The sequence below is a fragment of the Pedobacter lithocola genome (assembly GCF_042650845.1).
GTDB classification, from domain to species: Bacteria; Bacteroidota; Bacteroidia; order Sphingobacteriales; family Sphingobacteriaceae; genus Pedobacter; species Pedobacter lithocola.
In genome coordinates, this window is sequence record NZ_JBHSBW010000007.1 from 168,253 (window position 1) to 189,343 (window position 21,091).

Here is a 21,091-nt window from a genome sequence, read left to right on the forward strand (position 1 = left end):
CTTTGTGTAGATTGAAGATATGGAAATTTGAATACAAAAAGAAACTATGTAACTTTAATTATTACAACTAACAATTATAATAGGAAAACATTGATTTACTTTAACCAAATAAATGATTACTAATGGCTACAATTCACACATATTTAAATTTTAATGGGAACACAGAAGCAGCATTTAACTTTTATAAATCTGTTTTTGGAGGAGATTTTATAATTATTCAGCGCTTTAAAGATGCTCCTGGTTGCGAAGGAATGAAAACTGACGACCTGGATAAAATTATGCATGTTGCATTATCCGTTGGCGGAAGCATCTTAATGGGTACAGATATTACCGACCCAATGCCTCCAGCAACTTATGGTACGGGTATTTCATTATCTATAGATGCCCATAGCGAAGAAGAAGCACATAAAATATTCAATAGCTTGGCAGAAGGTGGCCTTACTACAATGGTACTTGAAAAAACTTTCTGGGGAGCATTATTTGGAATGTTAACCGATAAATTTGGTATCCACTGGATGGTAAATTATGATTATAAAGAAATTTAGAATAGTAACCTTCATCACTTAACTAAACATATTATGAAAATTGCCGTAATTATTATCCGCGTTTTGCTAGGAGCAATGTATTTGTTTGCATCAATAAGTTATTTTGCTAAATACATGCCCGAACCACCTGAAATGTCTGCCGAACAAACAACCTTTATGGCTGGTGTTGCGGCTTCGGTATATTTAATGCCTTTGGTAAAAATAACAGAATTAATTGCTGGCGCTTTACTTCTTATTGGAAGAACTGCACCTTTAGCTGCATTAATTATTTTTCCTATTACTTTAAACATTTTCTTATACCATTCTTTTTTAGGTCCGAAGGAATTGCCAATAGTAGCCGTTATGCTAATTTTTAACTTATTTCTTTTTTACGCTTATCGCCAAAAGTACCTGCCCATTCTTTCTAAGTAGTTTATTTGCAAAACATTTTAGTAGTTTTTATCTTTATTATGTTTGCATAGGAAATGCAAATTACTATCTTTAAAAACACTAAATAGAAATCAATTATGAGAAAATTCCAAGTTTTGGTGCTGCTATTTGCAGCAATAAGTTTTAATGCAATTGCACAAAATAAAGATGCTGTTGTTGGTAAATGGTTAAACCCATCAGGAGAGGGACAAATAGAAATTTATAAAAAAGGTGCAAAATACTATGGTAAATTAGCTTGGTTGAAGGAACCCAATATAAATGGAAAACCAAAAACTGATGTTAACAATCCTTCATCATCATTGCAAAGCAGACCATTATTAAATTTAGAAATTTTGAAAGATTTTGTTTATGAGGATGGAAAATGGACCGACGGAACAATTTACGATCCCAAAAGTGGCAAAACGTACAGTTGTAACATATCGCTTAAAGGCAATGATGTAATGAATGTTAGAGGCTATATCGGTATTTCACTGCTTGGCCGTTCTGAAACTTTTAAAAGGGTAAAATAAAAATTAAATATGATGAAATTAATATGGTGCCTAATTATGGCACCTTTTTTTTGCTTTGCGCAAACCTATTCACTAAAGCCCCTTAACAAGAATACCAAAACTAGCTTAAGAGGTTTGAGTGTTGTGAACGATAAAATAATTTGGGTAAGTGGAAGTAGTGGATCGATAGGCAAAACTGTTAATGGTGGAGAAACCTGGACTTGGATAAAACCTGTAGGTTATGAAAAATTAGATTTCCGAGATATTGAAGCTTTTAATGAGAAAGAAGCAATCGTGGTAAATGCTGGTTCGCCTGCTTATATTTTGAAAACCATAGATGGTGGTTTGAATTGGGTTGAAACATATAAAAATACCGATACTGCAATATTTTTAGATGGTTTGGGCTTTTGGGATAAAACCAAAGCAATTATTTTTGGAGACCCCATTAACAATAAATTGCAACTACTTAAAACCAATGATGCAGGTCAAAATTGGGTAGATATATCTTCTAACCTAAAACTTTCATTGGCAAGAGGCGAAGCGGGTTTTGCTGCCAGCGGTACTACTATAAAAACCTTGCCTGGAGGAAAAGTTTGGATAGCAAGCGGTGGAACAGTGTCAAACATTTACTATTCTGCTGATTATGGTTTAAACTGGCAAACTTATAAATTGCCCATTTGGCAAGGTGAAAATAGCACTGGTCCGTTTTCTATAGATTTTTATAATACAAAAACTGGTGTAACCGTTGGAGGAAATTATGTTAAAGATAAAGATAACAGTAACAATATTTTATTAACTAATGATGGTGGTAAAACCTGGCGAAAACCTCAAACACCAGTTTTTGGCTACCGTTCGGGTGTAGCGTATATTAATAAAAATACTTTATTCGCTACCGGAACATCAGGTACAGATGTTTCTATTGATGGTGGAGCAAACTGGAAACATATTTCAGATTTAAGTTTTAATTCTGTTCAAAAAGCAAAAAAGGGTAGTGGGGTTATTTTGGCTGGAAATAATGGGCTTATTTATAAATTGGAGGTTAATCCTTAATTTACAACGCATTAGGCAGTTCCGCCGTGCTCAGCTTGACTCGGCATCTTAATGCATTTTAAAAGAAATAATTCTAAAAATTTATTGTACTACAATTCCTTTTTTAATGAGGATGACGCCTGCCCAAAGGATTATCTGTTTTTAGTCTTAAAGATTAATTCGTTTAACTCATCGTTAGAGGTATAATTTATTTTTCGGTCTGTGGAGACACAGACCGAGGTTATTAGGATTTTTCGTCACGCTCAATTTGACTGAGCATCTAATTATTTTGAAAAAAATAATCTTCAATATTTATTGCATATTCAAACCTCAAATCTTTTCAATAAATATTGGTGTTTCACTTACCTCAATTTTAAGTTTTCCATCTTTTGTGTCGGTGGTTTTTGCAAGCATTTGCTGTTTGCCAATCTGCAAAGAGTGTATTATGGCTTGTTTCGAAGTTCCTAAATCTAATTCGTAGGTAACTTTTAATCCTTTTTGGCTTGGTAGCGTTAATACATAAATTTCTTTATTATTGAGTTTGTATAAATCAACTATTGGTTGATTACTTAAGGTTTTAATGTAGAAATAGTTTCCAAGTAACTTTTTTGCCTGAAGCATGTAATCGGCCGAGGGACGTTTGGTTCCATTTTCGTTCACAAAACCCGATGAACTGTATTGCACAGGATTATTTACACCACCAGCATCGTCAAGCATATAGAACATGCATCTTGCAATTCCATGCCTTGCGTATAAAAGTGAGGTTCTTAAATTCCAATCTGCTTGAGTAATGAGCGATGATTTCGACCCAATTGAAATTGCCGATTGAGGTGTTTTGCCCACATCGTAACCAGTTTCAGTTACCCAAACCGGTATATCCGGTGCATTTTTATCTCTCATTTTAATAAAATTATCGGCCATTTCACCAAGCTCGGATAGTTCAGGAGCGATACCGCTGGTTGCTTTTCCGCTGTTTACAAATGCATCGTTGGCATATATGTGATAATTAATAACATCGAAGCATAAATCTACTTTACCATCAGGTTTAAAACCTCTATTTTTTTTACACCATTCAATCATTTGTGCTACAAACTCTGGTTTTGGGTCGCCTAAACCGCCCATAACTACCATAATATTTTTATCAGCTGTTTTAACACCAGCGTTTTTACCTAATTTACCTTTATGTCCATCATAAAATGCAGATAAATTTGCTGCATACTCCTCTGCAGTTTGCTGTGCTTTTTTGCCTGCCCACCACTTATCAGGTTCGTTATTGCATTCTATATATTTAATTAAACCCATTCCGATTTTTAGCTGGTTAACATCATCGCCTGTCCATCTTTTGCTCGTATCAATAGATACTAAACTGGGATTAATATTTTGATTTGAGCCATATCTGGCTGCAAACTGAAAAGCCATTTGTGCTTGAGCCAGATAAGATGTTGGGTCATTCTTGGCAGCATTAAAGGGCACAGGTGTATTATCGCCACCTCGTTCATTTTCTGGGTAGCCTTCTACAAACCACTTAGGAACATTTTTTAAGCAAACTAAAACATCTATATTTTCTTCTTTTAACTTTTGATACATAATATCATAATAAGCGCCTCCCGCATGTGTAGGGTTAAAGGTGTACTTACCTTGGTTAGATTCCATTCTTTCCCAATCCAAGTAATGCCGAATGGCACCGAACGAGCGTATTACTTCTATTTTTTTATTACTGATTATGTTGGCTTGCTTTTCTTCAACAAAATCCCATTCAAATGCATTAACACCTAAATAATCTCGAAAGGGAAATGGTGATGGCTTGCTCAATTGACTGCTTAAATCAATTTCTTCAGGTTTTAAACTTTTTTTACAGTTGCAAAAGAACAGTAATACTGCTAAAGCAATAATTGCATTTTTCATAACCCTAAACAATTAACTCAACTTTTGCTTAAATAATTCTATTGTTCTACTCCAGGCCAATTTTGCAGCAGCTTCATTGTATCTTGTTGGCGATGTATTGTTGTTAAATGCATGGTTTACGCCATCGTAAATAAAGATTTTATAATCTATATCAGCGGCTTTTAACGCAGCTTCGTACGCAGGAATACCAGCATTAATACGCTCATCTAAACCCCCGTAATGCATCATTACACTTGCTTTAATTTTTGCAACATCATCAGGATTTGGCTGAGCGCCATAATAAGCTACGGCAGCTTGTAAATTCGGATCGTTCACAGCAAGTTTATTTGACATGCCGCCGCCCCAACAAAAACCAACACAGCCAACTTTACCATTTCCACCTTTAATTTTGCGTAGGTATTCCAAACCTTTTAAATAATTCTGAAGATTTTTCTCTGGGTCTAACTTTCCAATCAATTCACGTCCTTTATCTTCATCGGCAGGTGTGCCGCCTAATGGCGATAATGCATCAACGCCTAAAGCTATAAATCCTTCTGCTGCAACTCTTTTGGTTACATCAATAATTATGTGGATTTAATCCTCTGTTTTCATGAATAACCAATACTGCACCGAAATTCTTTTTGCCTTTAGGTTTTGCCAAAACAGCTTTCATTTCACCATCAACACCTGTAAAAGTTATTTCCTCTGATGTTATCTCATCGCTTGTAAATTCGGCTGCGGCAACATAGTTGTTTTCTAATAAGGTTAAAATTGTTGCAGCTAAAGCAGTACTACCGGCAAGGATAGCAAGCTTTTTCATAAATTCTTTTCGGTTGATTTGACTGTGCGTGTATTTATCGTACAGATTGATGATTTTTTGGTTCATGAGGATGATTTAAAAAAGTGATTTAGCTAAGATAACATTCTGATAATTAATAAACTGTGTTATACCAATAAATTATTTGCGATTAGAAATGGGACCAGTTTGAAATTTTATTTAACTGATAACAGTTGATAATAGTTAATGAAACAAATTTGTAAAATTGTGAAACGCCATCCAATCTCTATGCTGTTTAAGGAATTACCAGGAGATAAAAATAATGCGTTCAATTAGAATTGTTGAACGCATTATTTTTGATAAAAGAACTGAATTAGGAACCCTGATGAAACTAATTTGCCTCTGTGTAATTTTTAAAATTATCTAGAATAGCTTGCCATCCACCTTTCTGCATTTCTACAGGGTTTTGCGTTTCAGGGTCAAAAGTTTCTATAATTTTAGTAGTTTGTTCATCACCATCGAAAATGATTTTTACATTCCTGCCATCTTCCAAAACATATTCTATTAATTTGTTTTCTTCAACAGTTGTATATGTTCCAACAAAATCAAAACTCATACTGCCATCTTTTGCCGCCATGGTTGTGGTAAATTTACCATCAACTTGTAAATCATTTTCAGCGTGAGGTGCATGCCAATCTGGAGTAGCAAATGCCCAGTTTTTTATGTGTTCAGGGTTATTCCAAAATTCCCAGACTTTTTCAATTGGGGCATTTACAGTTGATTCTATTGTAATTGGTTGTAGTTTTTCAGTAGCCATATTTGGTTAAGATTGATGGCATAAATATAATAGAGATTTTATGATATAGAAATCCTTAAATAAATTAGCTGAAAATAGGGGGTTGATGGTTAATTTTCTGACAGCGGAATTTCAAAATAGAATGTAGAACCTTTATCAACTTCGCTATCTACACCAATTATTCCATTATGGCGTTGGATAATTTCTGCACTTAGGTACAATCCAATACCAAAGCCAGAAACGGTATGGTGTTTACCAACACGATAATACCTGTCGAAAAGTTTTTCTAAATCTACCTTATCAATACCAATTCCATTATCGCTAACGCTCACAAAAGCTTTGTTATTTAAGATTTTGCAATTAACATCTATTCTGGTCCCTGCAGGTGAATATTTTACCGCATTACTTAATAAATTGGATACAACACTTCCAATTTTATCGCGGTCGGCATTTACTTCTATTGGTTCATCAACCGTTAAAACAATTTGATGTGAAAATTGAACAACATCACTTTCTTCAATCAGTTCAACAAGTAATTCATCTAACCTAAATGTGTTTTTTTCTATTAAAAGCTTACCTGATTCTAGTCGGGAAACATTAAGGAAGCCATTAATCATGGTTGTCATTTTCCTTATTTGATTATATGCTCGGTTTAAGGCGTTTAATGCATAAGTATCTTCACTTTTTCTGGCTCTAGATTGCAATACCTGAACAAATCCACTTATGGCGGTTAATGGAGTTTTAAGCTCGTGACTTACCATTCCGATAAAGTCATTTTTTCTTAATTCATCTTTCTTAAGCTCGGTAATATCTACACTAGAGCTAATGTAGCCCATAAAAATCCCATCATTATTAAATCGAGGAGTTCCTTTTGCCAAAAGCCATCTGTATTCGCCATCCAAACCCATTAATCTAAATTCGCCGGTAAATGGGGCTTTTTTATCGAACGATTTATTGTAAGCATCCATATAAATATTTCTATCCTCTGGATGGACCAAATCTAAATAGCCAGACTCTACCAGATCTTTCATAGAGCGACCAGTTAGTTTTACCCAGGCGTTATTAAAGTATGTTGCATTTCGAGATAAATCACCTACTGAAATGTAAACATCTGTAGCTTCGGCCATATTTCTAAACCGATCTTCACTCTCTTCAATTACCAATCTGTGTTCAACCTCTTTGGTAATATCAATTATAACACCTAAAAAACGAGCGGCTTTAAATTTAGTTTTCGGAATACTTTTGCCTACAACCCTAATCCATTTTTTAATTCCTGTAGAACCTTGAATAATAGGATATTGTACATCAAAAGGTATGTGTTTAGCTAAAGCTTCTGCACGGGCCTTCTCAATTACCGGTAAGTATTCTGGCACAACCGTTTTTATTACATCGGTCCACAAAATATCAGCAAGAAGAGGTAAACCATAAAATTCTCTTGCTTTTGTAGAAATATCAAATTTACCTGTTGATGGGTCGATACTGTAAATTCCTAAATTTCCTGATGCTAATGCAAGATTTAAGTTTTCTTCAGTTTCAGCTAGCTCTTCATTTTTGATGAGTAAGCTTTCTTGTGCTTCTTGTAATTCTTCATTTGTAGTAGCCAACTCTTCATTTGTGGCCGATAATTCTTCATTAGAAGCAGCCAATTCTTCGGTTATGGCCTGTAATTCTGATTTTTTTTGCTCTAGTTTGGTTAAACTTTCAACCTGTTTGGTTACATCAATAACAGTTGCCATGATGTATTCTACATTTCCGTTCGAATCAAATATTGGGTCGTAAGAAAAATCAACATAAATTTCATTGCTTTTACCTTTCGTATCTACAACAACGGCCGGAATTTGGTTCATTGCAACACGATTGCCAGTTTCGAATGCATCAGTCAAAAGCTTTGGGAAACGCTGAAATTCCAACTCCGGGAAAACATCAACCAACTTTCTGCCTACAACATCTTCTAAATTGCGTTGCCAAATGGCGAGCATTTTTGGGTTAGGCATTTCAATAACCAGATCTTTACCTTTTAAAAGTGTTATGGCAACATTAGCAGTTGCTATAATATTTTCTAATAAAAGTCTGCTAGATTGTAGATCTTTTGTGCGTCTTTCGATGCGATTCTCCAATTCAGTATTTAACAGTAACAGCTCATCTTTCGAATTGGCTAAAGCATCATTAGTAGCTAGCAAATCTTCAAGGTTTGCCTGTAATTCCTCATTCGATGCAGCTAATTCCTCGTGTGTATTAGATAGTTCGCGGCTTAAGGTTTCTTCGCGTTCTTTATATTTATTTAAAATTTTATTACCAGAAATTTGCTCAGTTACGTTTTTGCTTTTCAGATGTACAAATTCAGCCTTACCATTCGCATCTAAAATAGGCTCAATTTCAACCTGCCACCAAACCATCTCTATCGAATTTAAATCCGACGAAGGAACACTATATTGAAAAGGAGATAATTTAATTGGTTTAAGTGTGTTTATGGCTTCAAGCAGACCTTTCTCAAGCGAATCTGCACCTTCAACATTATCTTCCCTGGGGTAAGCTAACCACAGAGACATGCCTTTTATATCTCTATTAATGGTAAAGGTTGCCTCTTTATGAGCCTCATTGTAGGTTACGATTGTAAAATCAGGAGTATTTGCTTCAAGAATAATTCTTGGAACATCATCATTAAAAAGTGTGTTAAAAATAGAGGACTCTAAAAAACTCATTAAAAAAATTACTCTTTAGAAATTAGAATTGTGCGAATATAACAAGATGTTGCAAATTATTATTTTAATAGCAATCTTTTATACAAAAATATGCCTGAAGGTTGTGATTTTCCGCATTTCCGCCTTTAGTATTTAATATAAAATAGTTACAATCCAGGCTTTATAAAAATTAGTAATTATGCTTTTTGAACATTTTTAATTGTTTGATGTTAGTTTCTACAATAAATTGTAATGGCACAACATACACAACAATGTGTTCTATTTATAATTCGGGTAAAGGGATAAACTAATATAATATGAATAAACGTGGCTTAGTTTGGTTCAAAAATGATTTAAGATTGCATGATAATGAAGCCCTAAGCAGGGCCCAAGTGGAATGTAAGGAGTTGGTATTTTGTTATTGCGTTGAAAAAAGTGATTTTAAGAAGTTGGATATTGGTTTCCGCAGAGCAGATGTAATTAGATTTAAATTCCTTGAACAATCTGTACTTAACTTGAAAACTAACCTTGAATCTTTGGGCGGCAATCTATATGTTGGAGATGATTCAGCACTTCTTACTTTGCCCCAGTTGGTTAAAGAATATAACATTACGGATATATATGCGGAAGAGGAATATGCGAGTTATGAATTGAGTTTAGTTAATGAGGTAAGGAAAGCTTTGCCAGATATTAAATTTCATTTTTATTGGGGTAAAACTCTTTATCACAAAGATGATATCCCTTTTGAAATTGCAAAAATTCCATTAACAAGCAAGGCTTACCGAATTCCTGCGGGACGAGAATCTGAACCACGACTAACGTTTCCAGAACTCAAGCAATTAAACTGCATTCCCGGTATCAAAATAAAGGAATTTCCTTCCTACAAAATATATGGCTTTACTAAAAAGGAGTATGATACCGCAAAGCCACTTGTAGAAGGTGGAGAAACTGCAGCTTTAGAAAGGTTAGAATATTATACCTTCAAATCTGAACTTTTAACGGGATATAGATGGAGCAGAAACAAATCAGACGGTTTGGATTATAGCTCAAAATTTTCCCCATGTCTAGCATTGGGCTGTATATCTGCCAGGGAAATATATCATAAGGTAAAAGACTACGAAGAAAAGGTTAAGAAAAATCAAAGTACTTGGTGGCTCGTTTTTGAACTGGTTTGGAGAGATTTTTTCACCTTCAAAGCAATGCGTATCGGTAACTCAATATATAAAACCGATGGTTATAAAAATAAACACATCGATTGGGAAAATGATACGAAGAAGTTTCAACGATGGTGTGAGGGAAATACAGGAATACCTTTTATTGATGCGCACATGAGGCAACTGAACGAAACAGGGTACATGAGCAATCGTGGTAGGGTAAATTGTGCGAGCTACTTTGTGCATGATTTAAAAATAGATTGGACTTGGGGAGCATCGTATTTTGAAGCAAAATTAATTGATTACGACGTAAGCTCAAATTGGATGAATTGGCATATGCAAGCATTTGAAATTTGGTACACCAATCCGGTTCATCAGTCTAACAAATACAAAGCGCAGGATTTTATTCGTAAATGGATACCTGAACTTTCTGATAGGAATGATATCGAGGTTTTGGTTCCGTGGGAATACGATATTCCTAGATACCCGAAGCCCATTGAAGTGTATAAAAAGTGGAGTAGAGCTATTAATTTAATTCAGAAATCTGATAAGTAAAAATTAACCTTTGGCCTTTTATATGCAACAAAACGTAAACATATCAACCACCATTTTAGCTGTTGCAACAAAGCGTGGTTTGGAGAAAAGCACTTGTCCATCCGAAATCGCTCGAATGCTGTTTCCAAAAGACTGGCGTAAACACATGAAAGATATAGTTGACGTTGCTATAGATTTGAATAATCAAGGTAAAGTTGCCATCACACAAAAGGGGATACCTATTGATGTAAATCATATAAAAGGGCCAATACGAATTAAGATTGTATGAAGTGATGTAGTTCTTACCGTTAGTTTCAAAACCATCATATACTAAAAAAGCCATCATTTCTGATGGCTTTTAATTCGATTTTTTTTTGAAGTACTCGGGGCGGGAATCGAACCCGCACGCCTTTGAAAGCACAGGATTTTAAGTCCTGCGTGTCTACCAGTTCCACCACCCGAGCAGGCGATTAACCTTTAAAATAAATGCCTTCCGGTAGGAAAGGCATTTAGAGCGAAAGACGAGATTCGAACTCGCGACCCCGACCTTGGCAAGGTCGTGCTCTACCAACTGAGCTACTTTCGCAAAATGTGTTACCGTTTGTTTTTGGTGATGCAAATATAGTGAGATTTGTAATTCTGTCAAGAACTTTTTGATAATATTTTTTTAAAACCTTATAAATGGCTGTTTATCATAGAAATAAATTTTATAAATTTAATTAAGATATCATTAAATGTTGGTTAATTTAATAGAATGGCACAAAATCTATTCTGATTTTAACACTTCATAAATTAAATCTCGCTCAAAACCTCTTCCTTGGAGATATGCAATCAACTTATATTTTCGTTTTATTTTATCTTTTTCTGTTAAGCTTTCTTCTTTTTTGATAGCAAGCTGGCGTAAGGTCCGTTCATAATCGTCATCATCTAAACTATATAGAGCTTTTTGCAAAATTCTTTCTGGCACACCTTTTAGCTTTAAGCCTTGTTTAATTTTTACACGTCCCCATTTTTTAATGTTAAATTTACCAGAGGCGTAAGATTTGGCAAAACGTTCTTCATTAAGGAAATTATTAACTATTAAATCACTTAAAATTTCTTCCAGTTCATCGCCACGAATTCCCCATTCTACTAATTTATATCGAACTTCTTTTTGAGAGCGCTCTTGATAAACGCAAAAACTTTCAGCTTTTGCCAAAGCTTGCTTTTTATCTAATATTCTTGGTTCACCGTTACCGCTTTTCATAATTAATTACTGAAATTCGTAAAAATAAAAACGATTACCGTATTTATCTGAAACTAATACAATGCTGAAACCAATCTATACCATTTCCAGAATTGCAGAAATATTAAAAGCCGATACGAAATTAGTTGAAGAACAAAACGTTATCGAATATTTGGTTATCGATAGCCGCTCAGTTTTGGTGCCAGAAAATTCTTTGTTTTTTGCTTTGGATTCGCATCGCGATGGACATGAGTTTATAAAAGATGCTTACGCAAGGGGCATCAAAAATTTCGTAATGACAGAAAAAAAATACGTAGCCAACCATCCTGATTGTAATTTTTTATTGGTGGATGATGTGTTGAAAGCGTTACAAAGTTTAGCCACTTATCACCGCAATCAGTTAGATTTAAAAACCATCGGAATAACAGGGAGTAATGGTAAAACGATTGTGAAAGAATGGCTCTATCAGCTTTTAGCAACTGATTTTGATATAGTGCGAAGTCCGAAAAGTTACAACTCTCAAATCGGTGTACCGCTATCTGTTTGGCAAATTGATGCAGATAATACGCTCGGGATTTTCGAGGCTGGTATTTCTGCAGTTAATGAAATGGAAACTATTGCAACCATTATACAACCTGAAATTGGTATTTTAACTAACATTGGCGAGGCACATGCAGAAGGTTTCGGTTCTAAAAGGGAAAAATTAATAGAAAAGTTAAAGCTTTTTAAAAATTCAGAACTGTTTATTTATGCTCCAGATTACGTAAGTGAAATCGAACTCAAAGATTTACCAGGCAATAAAAAGTTTAGCTGGAGTGGGATACAAGCAGCCGATTTACGTATTATTGAGGTTGAAAATATTCATGAACATTGCCATATAAAGGCGATTTATCTTGATAAGGAAATCGAATGTTTGTTGCCTTTTGTTGATAAAGCATCTATCGAAGATGGCATTATTTGCTGGGCCACTTTGCTGGCTTTAGGCTACTCGCCAGAAGAAGTGGCTTTGCGAATTAAAAAATTAAGTCACGTTACGATGCGCTTGGAACTCAAAAACGGCATTAATCAGTGCTCTGTTATTGATGATTCTTACAGTGCAGATATTTCTTCGTTAGCTATAGCTTTGGATTTTTTAAATCAGCAAAACCAACATCCTAAAAAAACGGTTATCCTATCTGAATTATTTGAAACTGGCAAAAATGATGCGGATTTATATGCCGAAATAGCAGGTTTGCTAAGGCAAAAGAACGTAAATCGATTAATAGGTATCGGAACACATATTTCGAAGTTTTCAAACTTATTTAAGTTAGAAACGCAATTTTTTAACGATACAGATGCGTTTATTGAAGCTTTTGGTGATCTATCCTTTAGCCATGAAACAATATTAGTGAAAGGTGCCAGGCGTTTTGAATTTGGCAGAATCAGCAAATTATTGACTCAAAAAATTCATGATACGGTTTTAGAAATCGACTTAAATGCCATGGTTGGCAACCTACAATTCTATCGTTCTAAAGTTAAACCAGGCGTTAAAATTATGGCCATGGTAAAGGCTTTTTCTTATGGTAGCGGAAGTTTTGAAATCGCCAATTTGTTGCAATTTCATAAGGTTGATTATTTGGCAGTAGCTTACGCAGATGAAGGCATCGCATTACGAAAAGCAGGAATAACCTTGCCGATAATGGTAATGAGCCCTGAAGAATCTGCTTTTGATGCCATTATTGAGCATCATTTAGAACCTGAAATTTACAGCATCGAAATTTTAAATAGCTTTTTAAATGTGGTTTGCAATTATGATTTCATCTATCCAATCCACATTAAAATTGATAGCGGAATGCATCGTTTGGGATTTGATAGGTCAGAAATCGATACCCTTTCTGCTATTCTAAAAGACAACCAACACATAAAAGTTCAAAGTATATTTTCGCATTTGGTTGCCAGTAGTGAGTCGGAACATGATAACTTCACAAAACATCAAATTGATGAATTTAACCATATTACAGTTGAATTAATCGAAGTTTTAGGATATAAACCGCTGCTGCATATTGCAAATACGTCGGGCATTAGCAGGTGGGCAGAAGGCCAAATGGATATGGTTCGTTTAGGAATTGGTTTGTACGGTTTCGATTCGACTTTGATAAATAACCGCGGATTACAAACCACAATGGTGCTTAAAACTACTGTAACGCAAGTTAAAACATTAAATGCTGGCGAAACTGTTGGCTACAGCAGGCGAGGTGTTATGCCGAATGGCGGTAAAATTGCGACTGTAAAAATCGGTTACGCCGATGGTTACAGTCGGGCTTTTGGAAATGGAGTAGGGAAAATGCTCATCAACGGAAATTTAGTTCCAACAATCGGCTCTATTTGTATGGATATGACCATGCTTGATGTAAGCGGAATCGAAGTAAAAGCTGGCGATGAGGCAATCGTTTTCAACCAGGAACATAACATCATGGAGCTTGCAAAACAAATCAACACCATTCCCTATGAAATTCTAACCAATATTTCGCAAAGGGTTAAGCGGGTTTATTTTTATGAATAAATTGGTTTATTAGTCATTTGTCATTAGTTCATTTGTCTGGGTGCAGATACGCCACGCGAAATAACAACTCGTAAATAATGAACTAATAAACATATTCAATTTGGACACTAGACACATATAGACCATGCTAACTAATTACTAGTGAACCAATGGCTAATGAACCATTAAGCTAATGAACCAATAAACGAATGAACCAACAAACTACCAACTATTGAACATTTTTGAATAAATTCGCAGCATGAATAAAGTCGGGAAAGCTATTTTAAACTATTTGATTAAAGGTTTATTACTCGTTGTGCCCATTGCTGTGAGTATTTTTATTGTGGTTTGGGCAGTTACAACTGTTGATAGCTGGTTGAACGTTAATAATATTTTAGGAGTTAATCCACGTACAGGCGAAAGCAGAAACATACCTGGTTTTGGTTTGCTTACAGTTTTGACGATTATTTTGTTAGCCGGAATCTTCGTAACCAATTTGGTTACCGAACCAATGTACAATTGGTTTCAGCGAATGATGCAACGCTTACCGTTGCTCAATTTCATTTATACATCAATTAAAGATTTAACAGAGGCCTTTGTTGGCGATGAGAAAAAATTTAATCATCCTGTTATTGTCGAAGTAGAAGGAGGGATGAAAAAAATTGGTTTTCTTACACAAAATGATTTGCACAAACTCGATTTGCCAGATGAAGTTGCTGTTTATTTTCCTTTGTCGTATTCCTTTGCAGGTCAGCTATGTATTGTAAAAAGGGATAAAGTTAAAGATTTAAAAATGAGCGCTGCCGAGGCGATGAAACTGGTGGTAAGTGGTGGAGTTAGTGGCTTGTAAGGAATTGAATCACATTAAAAAAAGCTTCTTCCTGTAAATAAAATGAATGTTAGAATCACGAATGCAAAAAGTATTCTGGTATAATATTCTCTGATAAAAAGTCCAGTCAATATCAGTAAATCATCATCTACATTGCTATGAGTCAAACCATTTCCTGTAGAAGAGTTGTAAATAACTTGTTTGTCTTTGTGGTTATTTATTGTCCATCTGCTTAACCAGCTATTTTGAAAGCTCCAATCAAATTTTTCGCCTGAGGTAAAAAATATTTGTGCTTTGAAGCCTAACCAATCATAACGAATCACAGCCAAAACCTCATTTTTATTGTTCAGTATTTTTGTTTCCGGATTAGAATATCCTTCACTTTTTAAAAGATAAATGCCTTGCTGAGTAGTTGCAATTGCAGAATTTTTAAGCGAGCTAAAATTGATAGAAAATTTCAGCAACGCATTGCCAAATACCTGATAATTGCTATCAAATAAGCCTTTTCTCCAATTTAATGTTTGCTCCATATTTTAAAAATTATCTTTTAGTTCCCTTTGAACTTGTAATAAACAAAAAAGAGCGGTTTTGTTTTGTAAAGGTTAGAGTTAAGGATTGGTAACATGTTACAACGAATAACTACGCAACAAAAAAAGCACCTGTGTAAACAAGCGCTCTCTCTAAAGGTTATAAAATTTTGAATGATTGAATCTTCAAATAAATCTTAAATGCTGGTAAAAATCCTATTCATCCTGTAATCCTTAAATCCTGATCAAAAATCCTGGTAAAAATCCCTGTTAAAAGTTAGGTTTAAGCACATACTTATCATAGAACCTGAAAATATGCTCTGCAGCTTCTTCGGCGGTATCTACTAAACGGAATAAGTTTAAATCTTCTTCGTGGATGTTGTGTTCTTTCTGCAGCATTGTTCCTTTAATCCAATCGATTAATCCGCTCCAATAATCTTTACCTAATAACACAATCGGGAAACGGGCAATTTTACCAGTCTGAATTAATGTCAAAGCCTCAAAAAGCTCATCCATTGTACCAAAACCACCAGGCAATACCACAAAACCCTGACTATATTTCATAAACATCACTTTGCGAACAAAGAAATAATCAAACTCTAAAAGCTTGTTATGGTCGATGTATTTGTTGTGAAATTGCTCAAAGGGCAACTCGATGTTCAAACCAACGGATTTACCGCCATTGGTATGTGCGCCCTTGTTACCAGCCTCCATAATACCCGGGCCACCGCCGGTAATCACGCCATAACCACGGTCGGTTAAAAGTTTGCCGCATTGTTCGGCCAATTGGTAATATCTGTTCGTTTCTGCGGTACGTGCTGAACCATAAATGGTTACACATGGACCAATCTTCGCCAGTTTTTCGAAACCATCTACAAACTCGGCCATTATTTTAAAAATCTGCCAAGAATCGGTTACCTTAATTTCCTGCCAATCTTTATTTTCAAAAGCACTTCTAATTTTTTCTTCACTCGTCATAAACTATATACTAAATATTAAAATTTGGTTTGCGCATCAGTTTTTTTGCTGATGAAAAGCAAGCCGATAAATGTGATTAAACCGTTAATTAAAATCAGTTCGACACTAAAAACGTAACCACCGAATAATGTGGTAGAATACGATGAAAGCAAGTAACATAAAAAAGGCGATAAAATGCAAACTATAGGCACTAATTTATCATGTAAACCTCGTTTTTTTACAAACAATCCAAAACTGTAAAGGCCGAGGAGTGGCCCATAAGTATAAGAAGCGATGGTGAAAATTAAACTCACCACCGATGCACTGTTGAAGGCATTAATTACAATAATGACTAAAAACATTAAAATAGAAAATGCTACGTGGACGGTGTGGCGTTTCTTTACTGCATCTTTTGCATTCAAGTTTTCTGCCTTTGCCATACCCAAAAAATCTACACAGAATGAAGTTGTTAAGGCGGTAAGTGCCGAATCTGTTGTAGCAAAAGTTGCCGCTGTTAAGCCTAGCATAAAAATAATGGCCGGTAAAGCACCCAAATTATTTAAGGCAATTTCTGGGAACAATAAATCGGTTCTTGGTTTGCCAGTAATATGGTCTAGCGGAATTTCAATACCGTTTTTTGCAGCGAAAATATACAGCAAAGCACCAACGCTTAAAAAGAAAATATTTAAAATTACAAATACACCCGTAAAGGTGAACATGTTTTTTTGTGCCTCTTTTATGGTGCCCATGCTCAGGTTTTTCTGCATCAAATCTTGGTCTAAACCCGTCATGGCGATGGTTACAAAAATACCGCCGATAAATTGCTTGCTGAAATAGAATTTGTTGGTTAAGAAATCATCTAGAAAGAAAACTTTTGAATAACTGCTGTTTTTAATCGTTTCAAATGCTTGAGGGATACTAAAATCCAGACTGTTGCAAATGAAATAGATGGTTAAAAAAACAGATAAAACCAGGAAAAAAGTTTGCAATGTATCTGTAATGATGATTGTTTTTAAGCCTCCTTTAAACGTGTAAGACCAAATCAAGGCCAGTGAAATTAGCACTGTAAGCCAAAACGGAATGCCATAATTATCAAAAATAAAGCGTTGTAAAACAATAACAACCAGGTATAAACGGGTAGCTGAACCCAAAGTTCTACTTAGCAAAAATATCGATGCTGCGGTTTTGTAACTGTAATGCCCCAAACGCTGTTCGATATAGCTGTAAATGGATGTGAGTTTCATCCGATAATACAGCGGCAGTAGAACTGTACAAATGATAATAAAGCCAACTGCGTTACCTAAAACGAACTGAAAATATTGAAATTGGTTTCCTCCAGGTGCGCCAACTTCGCCCGGAACGGAGATAAAAGTTACACCCGAAAGTGCGGTTCCTATCATCCCGAAAGCAACCAAATACCATTTTGAGTTTTTATTTGCAGTAAAAAAGGTTGAATTATCTGATGAGTTTTTAGAGGTAACAAATGAAATAATAATCAGCACTAAAAAATAACCGATTAAAAAACACAAGAGGATGGTTGGCGACATAGTTTTGTTTTAAGCTGCTAAATGTAAAGAAAACGATTTTTATAATCAATATTTTGACTTGGAAATCAGGTTTCCAGTTTCAATGGGTTAATGTAGCTCCGTCATTCCTGACTGTCCGGCAGGTGCTTTGCTCACCCGAAAATTCCTTTGGATAAGGAAAGCATATCTAAAACATAAAGGCAGGTGCTTCAATCGGGATTTGTGCTCGCTGCTGCCGGGTTTATGTTACTTAGGTTTGCCTTGCTATTTTAAACCTGACAGCAGCGGAAATACTTTTGGTTTGTACCAAAGAAATAGATTCTTAAATAGTTGCTTATTGCAGTGATGAAATTGAGTAGCACGAAACACCGTACCAAAAGATTGTAGCAAATGGCAGGACTGATGAAACCTAAGAACTACTGATACTGCTTTTCAAAAAATAAATTTGTTTTGCTTAGTGATTAGTTGTTCGGTTTATTAGTTTTTAGTTGTTTAAGCAAAATAACTAAAAAACTAAACCACTAAAAAACATATTAACTATTTCATATTTTTGCGGAATGAATTTTTCTTCCAAGCTGCTAGAAGATGCAGTAAACGAATTCTCGAAATTACCCGGCGTTGGCCAAAAAACGGCTTTACGCTTGGTTTTACATCTTTTAAATAAAGAGCAAGAGGAAGTAAATCAGTTTGGAAATACTTTTATTAAGCTTAAACAGCAAATAAAACATTGCAGCATTTGCCACAACATTTCTGATTATGTGGTGTGCGAAATTTGTACTTCGCATAAGCGGGATAAAGAAACCATTTGCGTGGTAGAAGACACCCGTGATGTGATGGCGATTGAAAATACATCGCAATATTTTGGCGTTTACCATGTTCTGGGTGGTTTGATTTCCCCAATGGATGGCGTCGGACCAACAGATTTATTTATTGATGGATTGGTTTCGAGGGTAGCTAAGGGCGGAATTAAAGAAATAATTTTGGCTTTGAGTCCGAATATGGAGGGCGATACCACGCTGTTTTACTTATACAAACGATTAAAAGAATTTAATGTACCGGTGACTACCATTGCCCGTGGAATTGCTTTTGGTGGCGAGTTGGAATATACGGATGAAATTACATTAGGTCGCTCGATTATCACTCGTGTTCCATACGAAACAGCAATGATGAAATAGGGTAGTTGTTTTGGTAATTAGAAAAAGTCTCCAAAACTCAATTGTACTCTATCTCCCAAAAAACTAAATAACGAAAAAACCAACTAACTATAAATGAAGGATAAAGTTATCATTATCACTGGTGCATCGAGCGGAATTGGTAAAGCTTGTGCCGAAGAATTTGCAAAACGTGGTGCTAATTTAGTTTTAGCTGCCCGTCAATATGTTACACTTTGCGAAATTACAGCCGATTTAGAGAAAAAATATAACATCAGGGCTGTTGCCGTTCAGGCTGATGTAAGTAAAGAGGCAGATTGCGAATTAATAATCAAACAAACATTGGTTTCATTCAATAAAATTGATGTTTTGGTGAACAACGCAGGTTTATCTATGCGTGCTTTGTTTAACGATTTAGATTTATCGGTACTTAAAAACTTGATGGATGTTAACTTTTGGGGAACGGTTTATTGTACCAAATATGCCTTGCCTGAGATCTTAAAAACCAAAGGAACAGTAGTTGGAATTTCATCTATCGCAGGTTACCGCGGTTTGCCAGGTAGAACAGGTTATTCTGCCTCAAAGTTCGCTATGAATGGTTTCATGGAATCTTTACGAACTGAATTATTAAAAACTGGCGTTAATGTTTTAGTGGCTTGTCCTGGTTTTACAACTTCAAATATTCGTGTTGCAGCTTTGGCAAAAGATGGCAATGCCCATGGCGAAACAAGTATGGAAGAAGGTAAAATGATGACATCGGAAGAAGTGGCAAGCATCATCGCTGATGGAATTGAACAACGCAAACGCACTTTGATAATGACCGGACAAGGAAAATTGGCGGTATGGATGAATAAATTGTTTCCTGCCTTTGTTGATAAAAAGGTGTTTGATTTATTTGCAAAAGAGAAAAATCCACTGATAAAGAGGTAAGATGGAGAAGTGGAAGATGGAAAATGGTGGATGGAAGATGGTGGATGGAAGAGAGGAAATGGAAGAGAAAGTTTCATCGAAAGTCAGGGCGGCATTTTGACCCATCATCCATCTAACATATTCCATTATATATTCATTTTCCATTGTACATCCATCTACCGTCATCCATCATAAATCCATTTTCCATTAACCAACATCCATTATTCCAGCAATTTCGTTTGTTTACTGTTGAAAAGAAAAAATCTTTTATGCTTAAAAACTTAGTTTTAATAATGCTCTTGTTTCAAACCATTATTTCATCGGCACAAGTAAAAACAGCAAAAGACATTAATTACGCTGGCAATGCTGAAGTAGCAAATACGCTTAATATTTTTTACAAAAAAGATGATATAAAGGATAAACCTGTGCTAATTTTTATTCATGGTGGTTCCTGGAGTAGCGGCAAGAAGGAAACTTATTGGTGGTTGGGTAGAAATTTTGCCCATAAAGGTGTGGTAACCGTCATTATAAATTATCCTTTGGCACCAAATGCTCAATACGAAAAAATGGCCGATGATTGTGCCTTGGCGGTAAAATGGGTTCAGGAGAACATATCAAACTACACCGCTAGTGGAAATAAAATATTTGTGATGGGACACTCTGCCGGTGCGCATTTAGGAGAGCTTATCAATGCCGACCCAAAATATTTCAAGCATGCGGGAATTGAAAACCCAATTAAGGGAATGATTTTAAACGACCCTTTTGGATTAGATATGCATGAATATTTAACCACAGCAGAGAAAGATGATTTCTATTTTGATTTCCTCAGAACGTTTACCGATAAACCTGAAGTTTGGAAATTGGCATCGCCATTGGATTATGTAAACAACATTAAAAATTCACATTTACTTTTTTATGGAGGTAAAACTTACGGTGCTATCCGTATTCAAACACCAAGATTGTATGAAAAGTTAAAAGCCAATAAGGTTCCTGTAGAAATTAAAGAAATAAAAGGTAAAAGCCATGTTCCAATGATTAGTCAGATGATATTTGGCGGTAACGACTTGTATAAAGATATTCTGGAGTTTATTGAAAAATTTTCAAAGATTAGATAAATTAATGGCGGAT

General features: G+C 35.3%; 20 protein-coding genes and 2 tRNA genes. 11 read left to right on the forward strand and 11 right to left on the reverse strand.

The genetic code is table 11. The annotated features are described in order from the left end of the window. Nucleotides 1–122: 122 nt before the first annotated feature. The 4 genes from ACFOWA_RS03195 (at nt 123) to ACFOWA_RS03210 (ending at nt 2,512) form a co-directional block, all read left to right on the forward strand. A complete protein-coding gene (locus ACFOWA_RS03195; protein ID WP_378981714.1) occupies nt 123–545 on the forward strand; it encodes a VOC family protein in 423 nt (140 codons plus the stop codon). Between the two features lie 33 nt (nt 546–578). Then, nucleotides 579–956 carry a DoxX family membrane protein gene (locus ACFOWA_RS03200; protein ID WP_378981716.1) on the forward strand — a complete coding sequence of 126 codons (378 nt, stop codon included), beginning with the start codon at nt 579–581 and terminating at the stop codon, nt 954–956. A 95-nt stretch (nt 957–1,051) separates the two neighbouring features. Continuing rightward, nucleotides 1,052–1,483, forward strand: a complete 432-nt coding sequence (locus tag ACFOWA_RS03205; RefSeq protein ID WP_378981718.1) for a DUF2147 domain-containing protein — start codon at nt 1,052–1,054, stop codon at nt 1,481–1,483. A 9-nt stretch (nt 1,484–1,492) separates the two neighbouring features. Then, complete coding sequence (locus ACFOWA_RS03210; RefSeq protein ID WP_378981720.1) at nt 1,493–2,512, forward strand: WD40/YVTN/BNR-like repeat-containing protein; 1,020 nt, start codon at nt 1,493–1,495, stop codon at nt 2,510–2,512. A gap of 309 nt (nt 2,513–2,821) precedes the next feature. Here the strand turns inward: ACFOWA_RS03210 and ACFOWA_RS03215 are convergent, their stop codons facing one another. The 5 genes from ACFOWA_RS03215 to ACFOWA_RS03235 form a co-directional block, all read right to left on the reverse strand. After that, entirely contained in the window at nt 2,822–4,396 is a 1,575-nt protein-coding gene (locus ACFOWA_RS03215; protein WP_378981722.1) for a hypothetical protein, read from the reverse strand. 12 nt (nt 4,397–4,408) lie between these two features. After that, nucleotides 4,409–4,969 carry a dienelactone hydrolase family protein gene (locus tag ACFOWA_RS03220; protein ID WP_378984111.1) on the reverse strand — a complete coding sequence of 187 codons (561 nt, stop codon included), beginning with the start codon at nt 4,967–4,969 and terminating at the stop codon, nt 4,409–4,411. Continuing rightward, on the reverse strand, nt 4,953–5,261 hold the full coding sequence (locus ACFOWA_RS03225; protein WP_378981724.1) for a dienelactone hydrolase family protein: 309 nt from the start codon (nt 5,259–5,261) through the stop codon (nt 4,953–4,955). The genes ACFOWA_RS03220 and ACFOWA_RS03225 overlap by 17 nt, the downstream gene beginning before the upstream one ends. A gap of 283 nt (nt 5,262–5,544) precedes the next feature. Further along, a complete protein-coding gene (locus ACFOWA_RS03230; protein WP_378981725.1) occupies nt 5,545–5,970 on the reverse strand; it encodes an SRPBCC family protein in 426 nt (141 codons plus the stop codon). A gap of 89 nt (nt 5,971–6,059) precedes the next feature. After that, nucleotides 6,060–8,651, reverse strand: coding sequence for a PAS domain S-box protein (locus ACFOWA_RS03235; RefSeq protein WP_378981727.1), 2,592 nt, complete (start codon nt 8,649–8,651; stop codon nt 6,060–6,062). Nucleotides 8,652–8,947: 296 nt separating this feature from the next. On the opposite strand from ACFOWA_RS03235, the gene ACFOWA_RS03240 reads away from it, so the two are divergent. Together ACFOWA_RS03240 and ACFOWA_RS03245 are read left to right on the forward strand one after the other, a co-directional pair. Further along, on the forward strand, nt 8,948–10,339 hold the full coding sequence (locus ACFOWA_RS03240; RefSeq protein ID WP_378981729.1) for a DASH family cryptochrome: 1,392 nt from the start codon (nt 8,948–8,950) through the stop codon (nt 10,337–10,339). 22 nt (nt 10,340–10,361) lie between these two features. Beyond that, nucleotides 10,362–10,607, forward strand: a complete 246-nt coding sequence (locus tag ACFOWA_RS03245; protein WP_378981731.1) for a DUF3253 domain-containing protein — start codon at nt 10,362–10,364, stop codon at nt 10,605–10,607. A gap of 91 nt (nt 10,608–10,698) precedes the next feature. Here the strand turns inward: ACFOWA_RS03245 and ACFOWA_RS03250 are convergent. From ACFOWA_RS03250 to ACFOWA_RS03260, 3 genes are all read right to left on the reverse strand, one after another. Then, nucleotides 10,699–10,782: transfer RNA gene (locus ACFOWA_RS03250), tRNA-Leu, on the reverse strand. A gap of 49 nt (nt 10,783–10,831) precedes the next feature. After that, nucleotides 10,832–10,904, reverse strand: a tRNA-Gly gene (locus tag ACFOWA_RS03255). Nucleotides 10,905–11,084: 180 nt separating this feature from the next. Next, nucleotides 11,085–11,564 carry a regulatory protein RecX gene (locus tag ACFOWA_RS03260; protein WP_378981733.1) on the reverse strand — a complete coding sequence of 160 codons (480 nt, stop codon included), beginning with the start codon at nt 11,562–11,564 and terminating at the stop codon, nt 11,085–11,087. Nucleotides 11,565–11,625: 61 nt separating this feature from the next. On the opposite strand from ACFOWA_RS03260, the gene ACFOWA_RS03265 reads away from it, so the two are divergent. Both ACFOWA_RS03265 and ACFOWA_RS03270 read left to right on the forward strand, forming a co-directional pair. Further along, nucleotides 11,626–14,085, forward strand: coding sequence for a bifunctional UDP-N-acetylmuramoyl-tripeptide:D-alanyl-D-alanine ligase/alanine racemase (locus ACFOWA_RS03265; RefSeq protein ID WP_378981735.1), 2,460 nt, complete (start codon nt 11,626–11,628; stop codon nt 14,083–14,085). Nucleotides 14,086–14,323: 238 nt separating this feature from the next. Further along, nucleotides 14,324–14,914, forward strand: coding sequence for a DUF502 domain-containing protein (locus ACFOWA_RS03270; RefSeq protein WP_378981737.1), 591 nt, complete (start codon nt 14,324–14,326; stop codon nt 14,912–14,914). 14 nt (nt 14,915–14,928) lie between these two features. On the opposite strand, the gene ACFOWA_RS03275 is transcribed toward ACFOWA_RS03270, so the two are convergent. The 3 genes from ACFOWA_RS03275 to ACFOWA_RS03285 all read right to left on the reverse strand — a co-directional run bounded on the left by ACFOWA_RS03275 (nt 14,929) and on the right by ACFOWA_RS03285 (nt 17,924). Further along, nucleotides 14,929–15,423, reverse strand: coding sequence for a hypothetical protein (locus tag ACFOWA_RS03275; protein WP_378981739.1), 495 nt, complete (start codon nt 15,421–15,423; stop codon nt 14,929–14,931). Nucleotides 15,424–15,690: 267 nt separating this feature from the next. Beyond that, nucleotides 15,691–16,398, reverse strand: a complete 708-nt coding sequence (locus tag ACFOWA_RS03280; RefSeq protein ID WP_029289075.1) for an LOG family protein — start codon at nt 16,396–16,398, stop codon at nt 15,691–15,693. A gap of 17 nt (nt 16,399–16,415) precedes the next feature. Beyond that, a complete protein-coding gene (locus ACFOWA_RS03285) occupies nt 16,416–17,924 on the reverse strand; it encodes a sodium:solute symporter (RefSeq protein WP_123206486.1) in 1,509 nt (502 codons plus the stop codon). 536 nt (nt 17,925–18,460) lie between these two features. Here ACFOWA_RS03285 and recR point away from each other — a divergent pair. From recR to ACFOWA_RS03300, 3 genes are all read left to right on the forward strand, one after another. Continuing rightward, nucleotides 18,461–19,078 carry a recombination mediator RecR gene (gene recR / locus ACFOWA_RS03290; RefSeq protein WP_378981742.1) on the forward strand — a complete coding sequence of 206 codons (618 nt, stop codon included), beginning with the start codon at nt 18,461–18,463 and terminating at the stop codon, nt 19,076–19,078. A gap of 93 nt (nt 19,079–19,171) precedes the next feature. Then, complete coding sequence (locus ACFOWA_RS03295) at nt 19,172–19,984, forward strand: SDR family oxidoreductase (RefSeq protein ID WP_378981744.1); 813 nt, start codon at nt 19,172–19,174, stop codon at nt 19,982–19,984. A 248-nt stretch (nt 19,985–20,232) separates the two neighbouring features. Then, entirely contained in the window at nt 20,233–21,078 is an 846-nt protein-coding gene (locus ACFOWA_RS03300) for an alpha/beta hydrolase (protein ID WP_378981746.1), read from the forward strand. Nucleotides 21,079–21,091 lie beyond the last annotated feature (13 nt).

Bases quoted from the DNA above. Each gene is read 5' to 3' on its own strand.
- ACFOWA_RS03240 (WP_378981729.1), top strand. From the start codon at position 8,948: ATGAATAAACGTGGCTTAGTTTGGTTCAAAAATGATTTAAGATTGCAT.
- ACFOWA_RS03245 (WP_378981731.1), top strand. From the start codon at position 10,362: ATGCAACAAAACGTAAACATATCAACCACCATTTTAGCTGTTGCAACA.
- ACFOWA_RS03285 (WP_123206486.1), bottom strand. From the start codon at position 17,924: ATGTCGCCAACCATCCTCTTGTGTTTTTTAATCGGTTATTTTTTAGTG.
- ACFOWA_RS03230 (WP_378981725.1), bottom strand. From the start codon at position 5,970: ATGGCTACTGAAAAACTACAACCAATTACAATAGAATCAACTGTAAAT.
- ACFOWA_RS03210 (WP_378981720.1), top strand. From the start codon at position 1,493: ATGATGAAATTAATATGGTGCCTAATTATGGCACCTTTTTTTTGCTTT.
- ACFOWA_RS03200 (WP_378981716.1), top strand. From the start codon at position 579: ATGAAAATTGCCGTAATTATTATCCGCGTTTTGCTAGGAGCAATGTAT.
- recR (WP_378981742.1), top strand. From the start codon at position 18,461: ATGAATTTTTCTTCCAAGCTGCTAGAAGATGCAGTAAACGAATTCTCG.
- ACFOWA_RS03300 (WP_378981746.1), top strand. From the start codon at position 20,233: ATGCTTAAAAACTTAGTTTTAATAATGCTCTTGTTTCAAACCATTATT.
- ACFOWA_RS03195 (WP_378981714.1), top strand. From the start codon at position 123: ATGGCTACAATTCACACATATTTAAATTTTAATGGGAACACAGAAGCA.
- ACFOWA_RS03275 (WP_378981739.1), bottom strand. From the start codon at position 15,423: ATGGAGCAAACATTAAATTGGAGAAAAGGCTTATTTGATAGCAATTAT.
- ACFOWA_RS03270 (WP_378981737.1), top strand. From the start codon at position 14,324: ATGAATAAAGTCGGGAAAGCTATTTTAAACTATTTGATTAAAGGTTTA.
- ACFOWA_RS03225 (WP_378981724.1), bottom strand. From the start codon at position 5,261: ATGAACCAAAAAATCATCAATCTGTACGATAAATACACGCACAGTCAA.
- ACFOWA_RS03265 (WP_378981735.1), top strand. From the start codon at position 11,626: ATGCTGAAACCAATCTATACCATTTCCAGAATTGCAGAAATATTAAAA.
- ACFOWA_RS03215 (WP_378981722.1), bottom strand. From the start codon at position 4,396: ATGAAAAATGCAATTATTGCTTTAGCAGTATTACTGTTCTTTTGCAAC.
- ACFOWA_RS03205 (WP_378981718.1), top strand. From the start codon at position 1,052: ATGAGAAAATTCCAAGTTTTGGTGCTGCTATTTGCAGCAATAAGTTTT.
- ACFOWA_RS03260 (WP_378981733.1), bottom strand. From the start codon at position 11,564: ATGAAAAGCGGTAACGGTGAACCAAGAATATTAGATAAAAAGCAAGCT.
- ACFOWA_RS03280 (WP_029289075.1), bottom strand. From the start codon at position 16,398: ATGACGAGTGAAGAAAAAATTAGAAGTGCTTTTGAAAATAAAGATTGG.
- ACFOWA_RS03295 (WP_378981744.1), top strand. From the start codon at position 19,172: ATGAAGGATAAAGTTATCATTATCACTGGTGCATCGAGCGGAATTGGT.
- ACFOWA_RS03235 (WP_378981727.1), bottom strand. From the start codon at position 8,651: ATGAGTTTTTTAGAGTCCTCTATTTTTAACACACTTTTTAATGATGAT.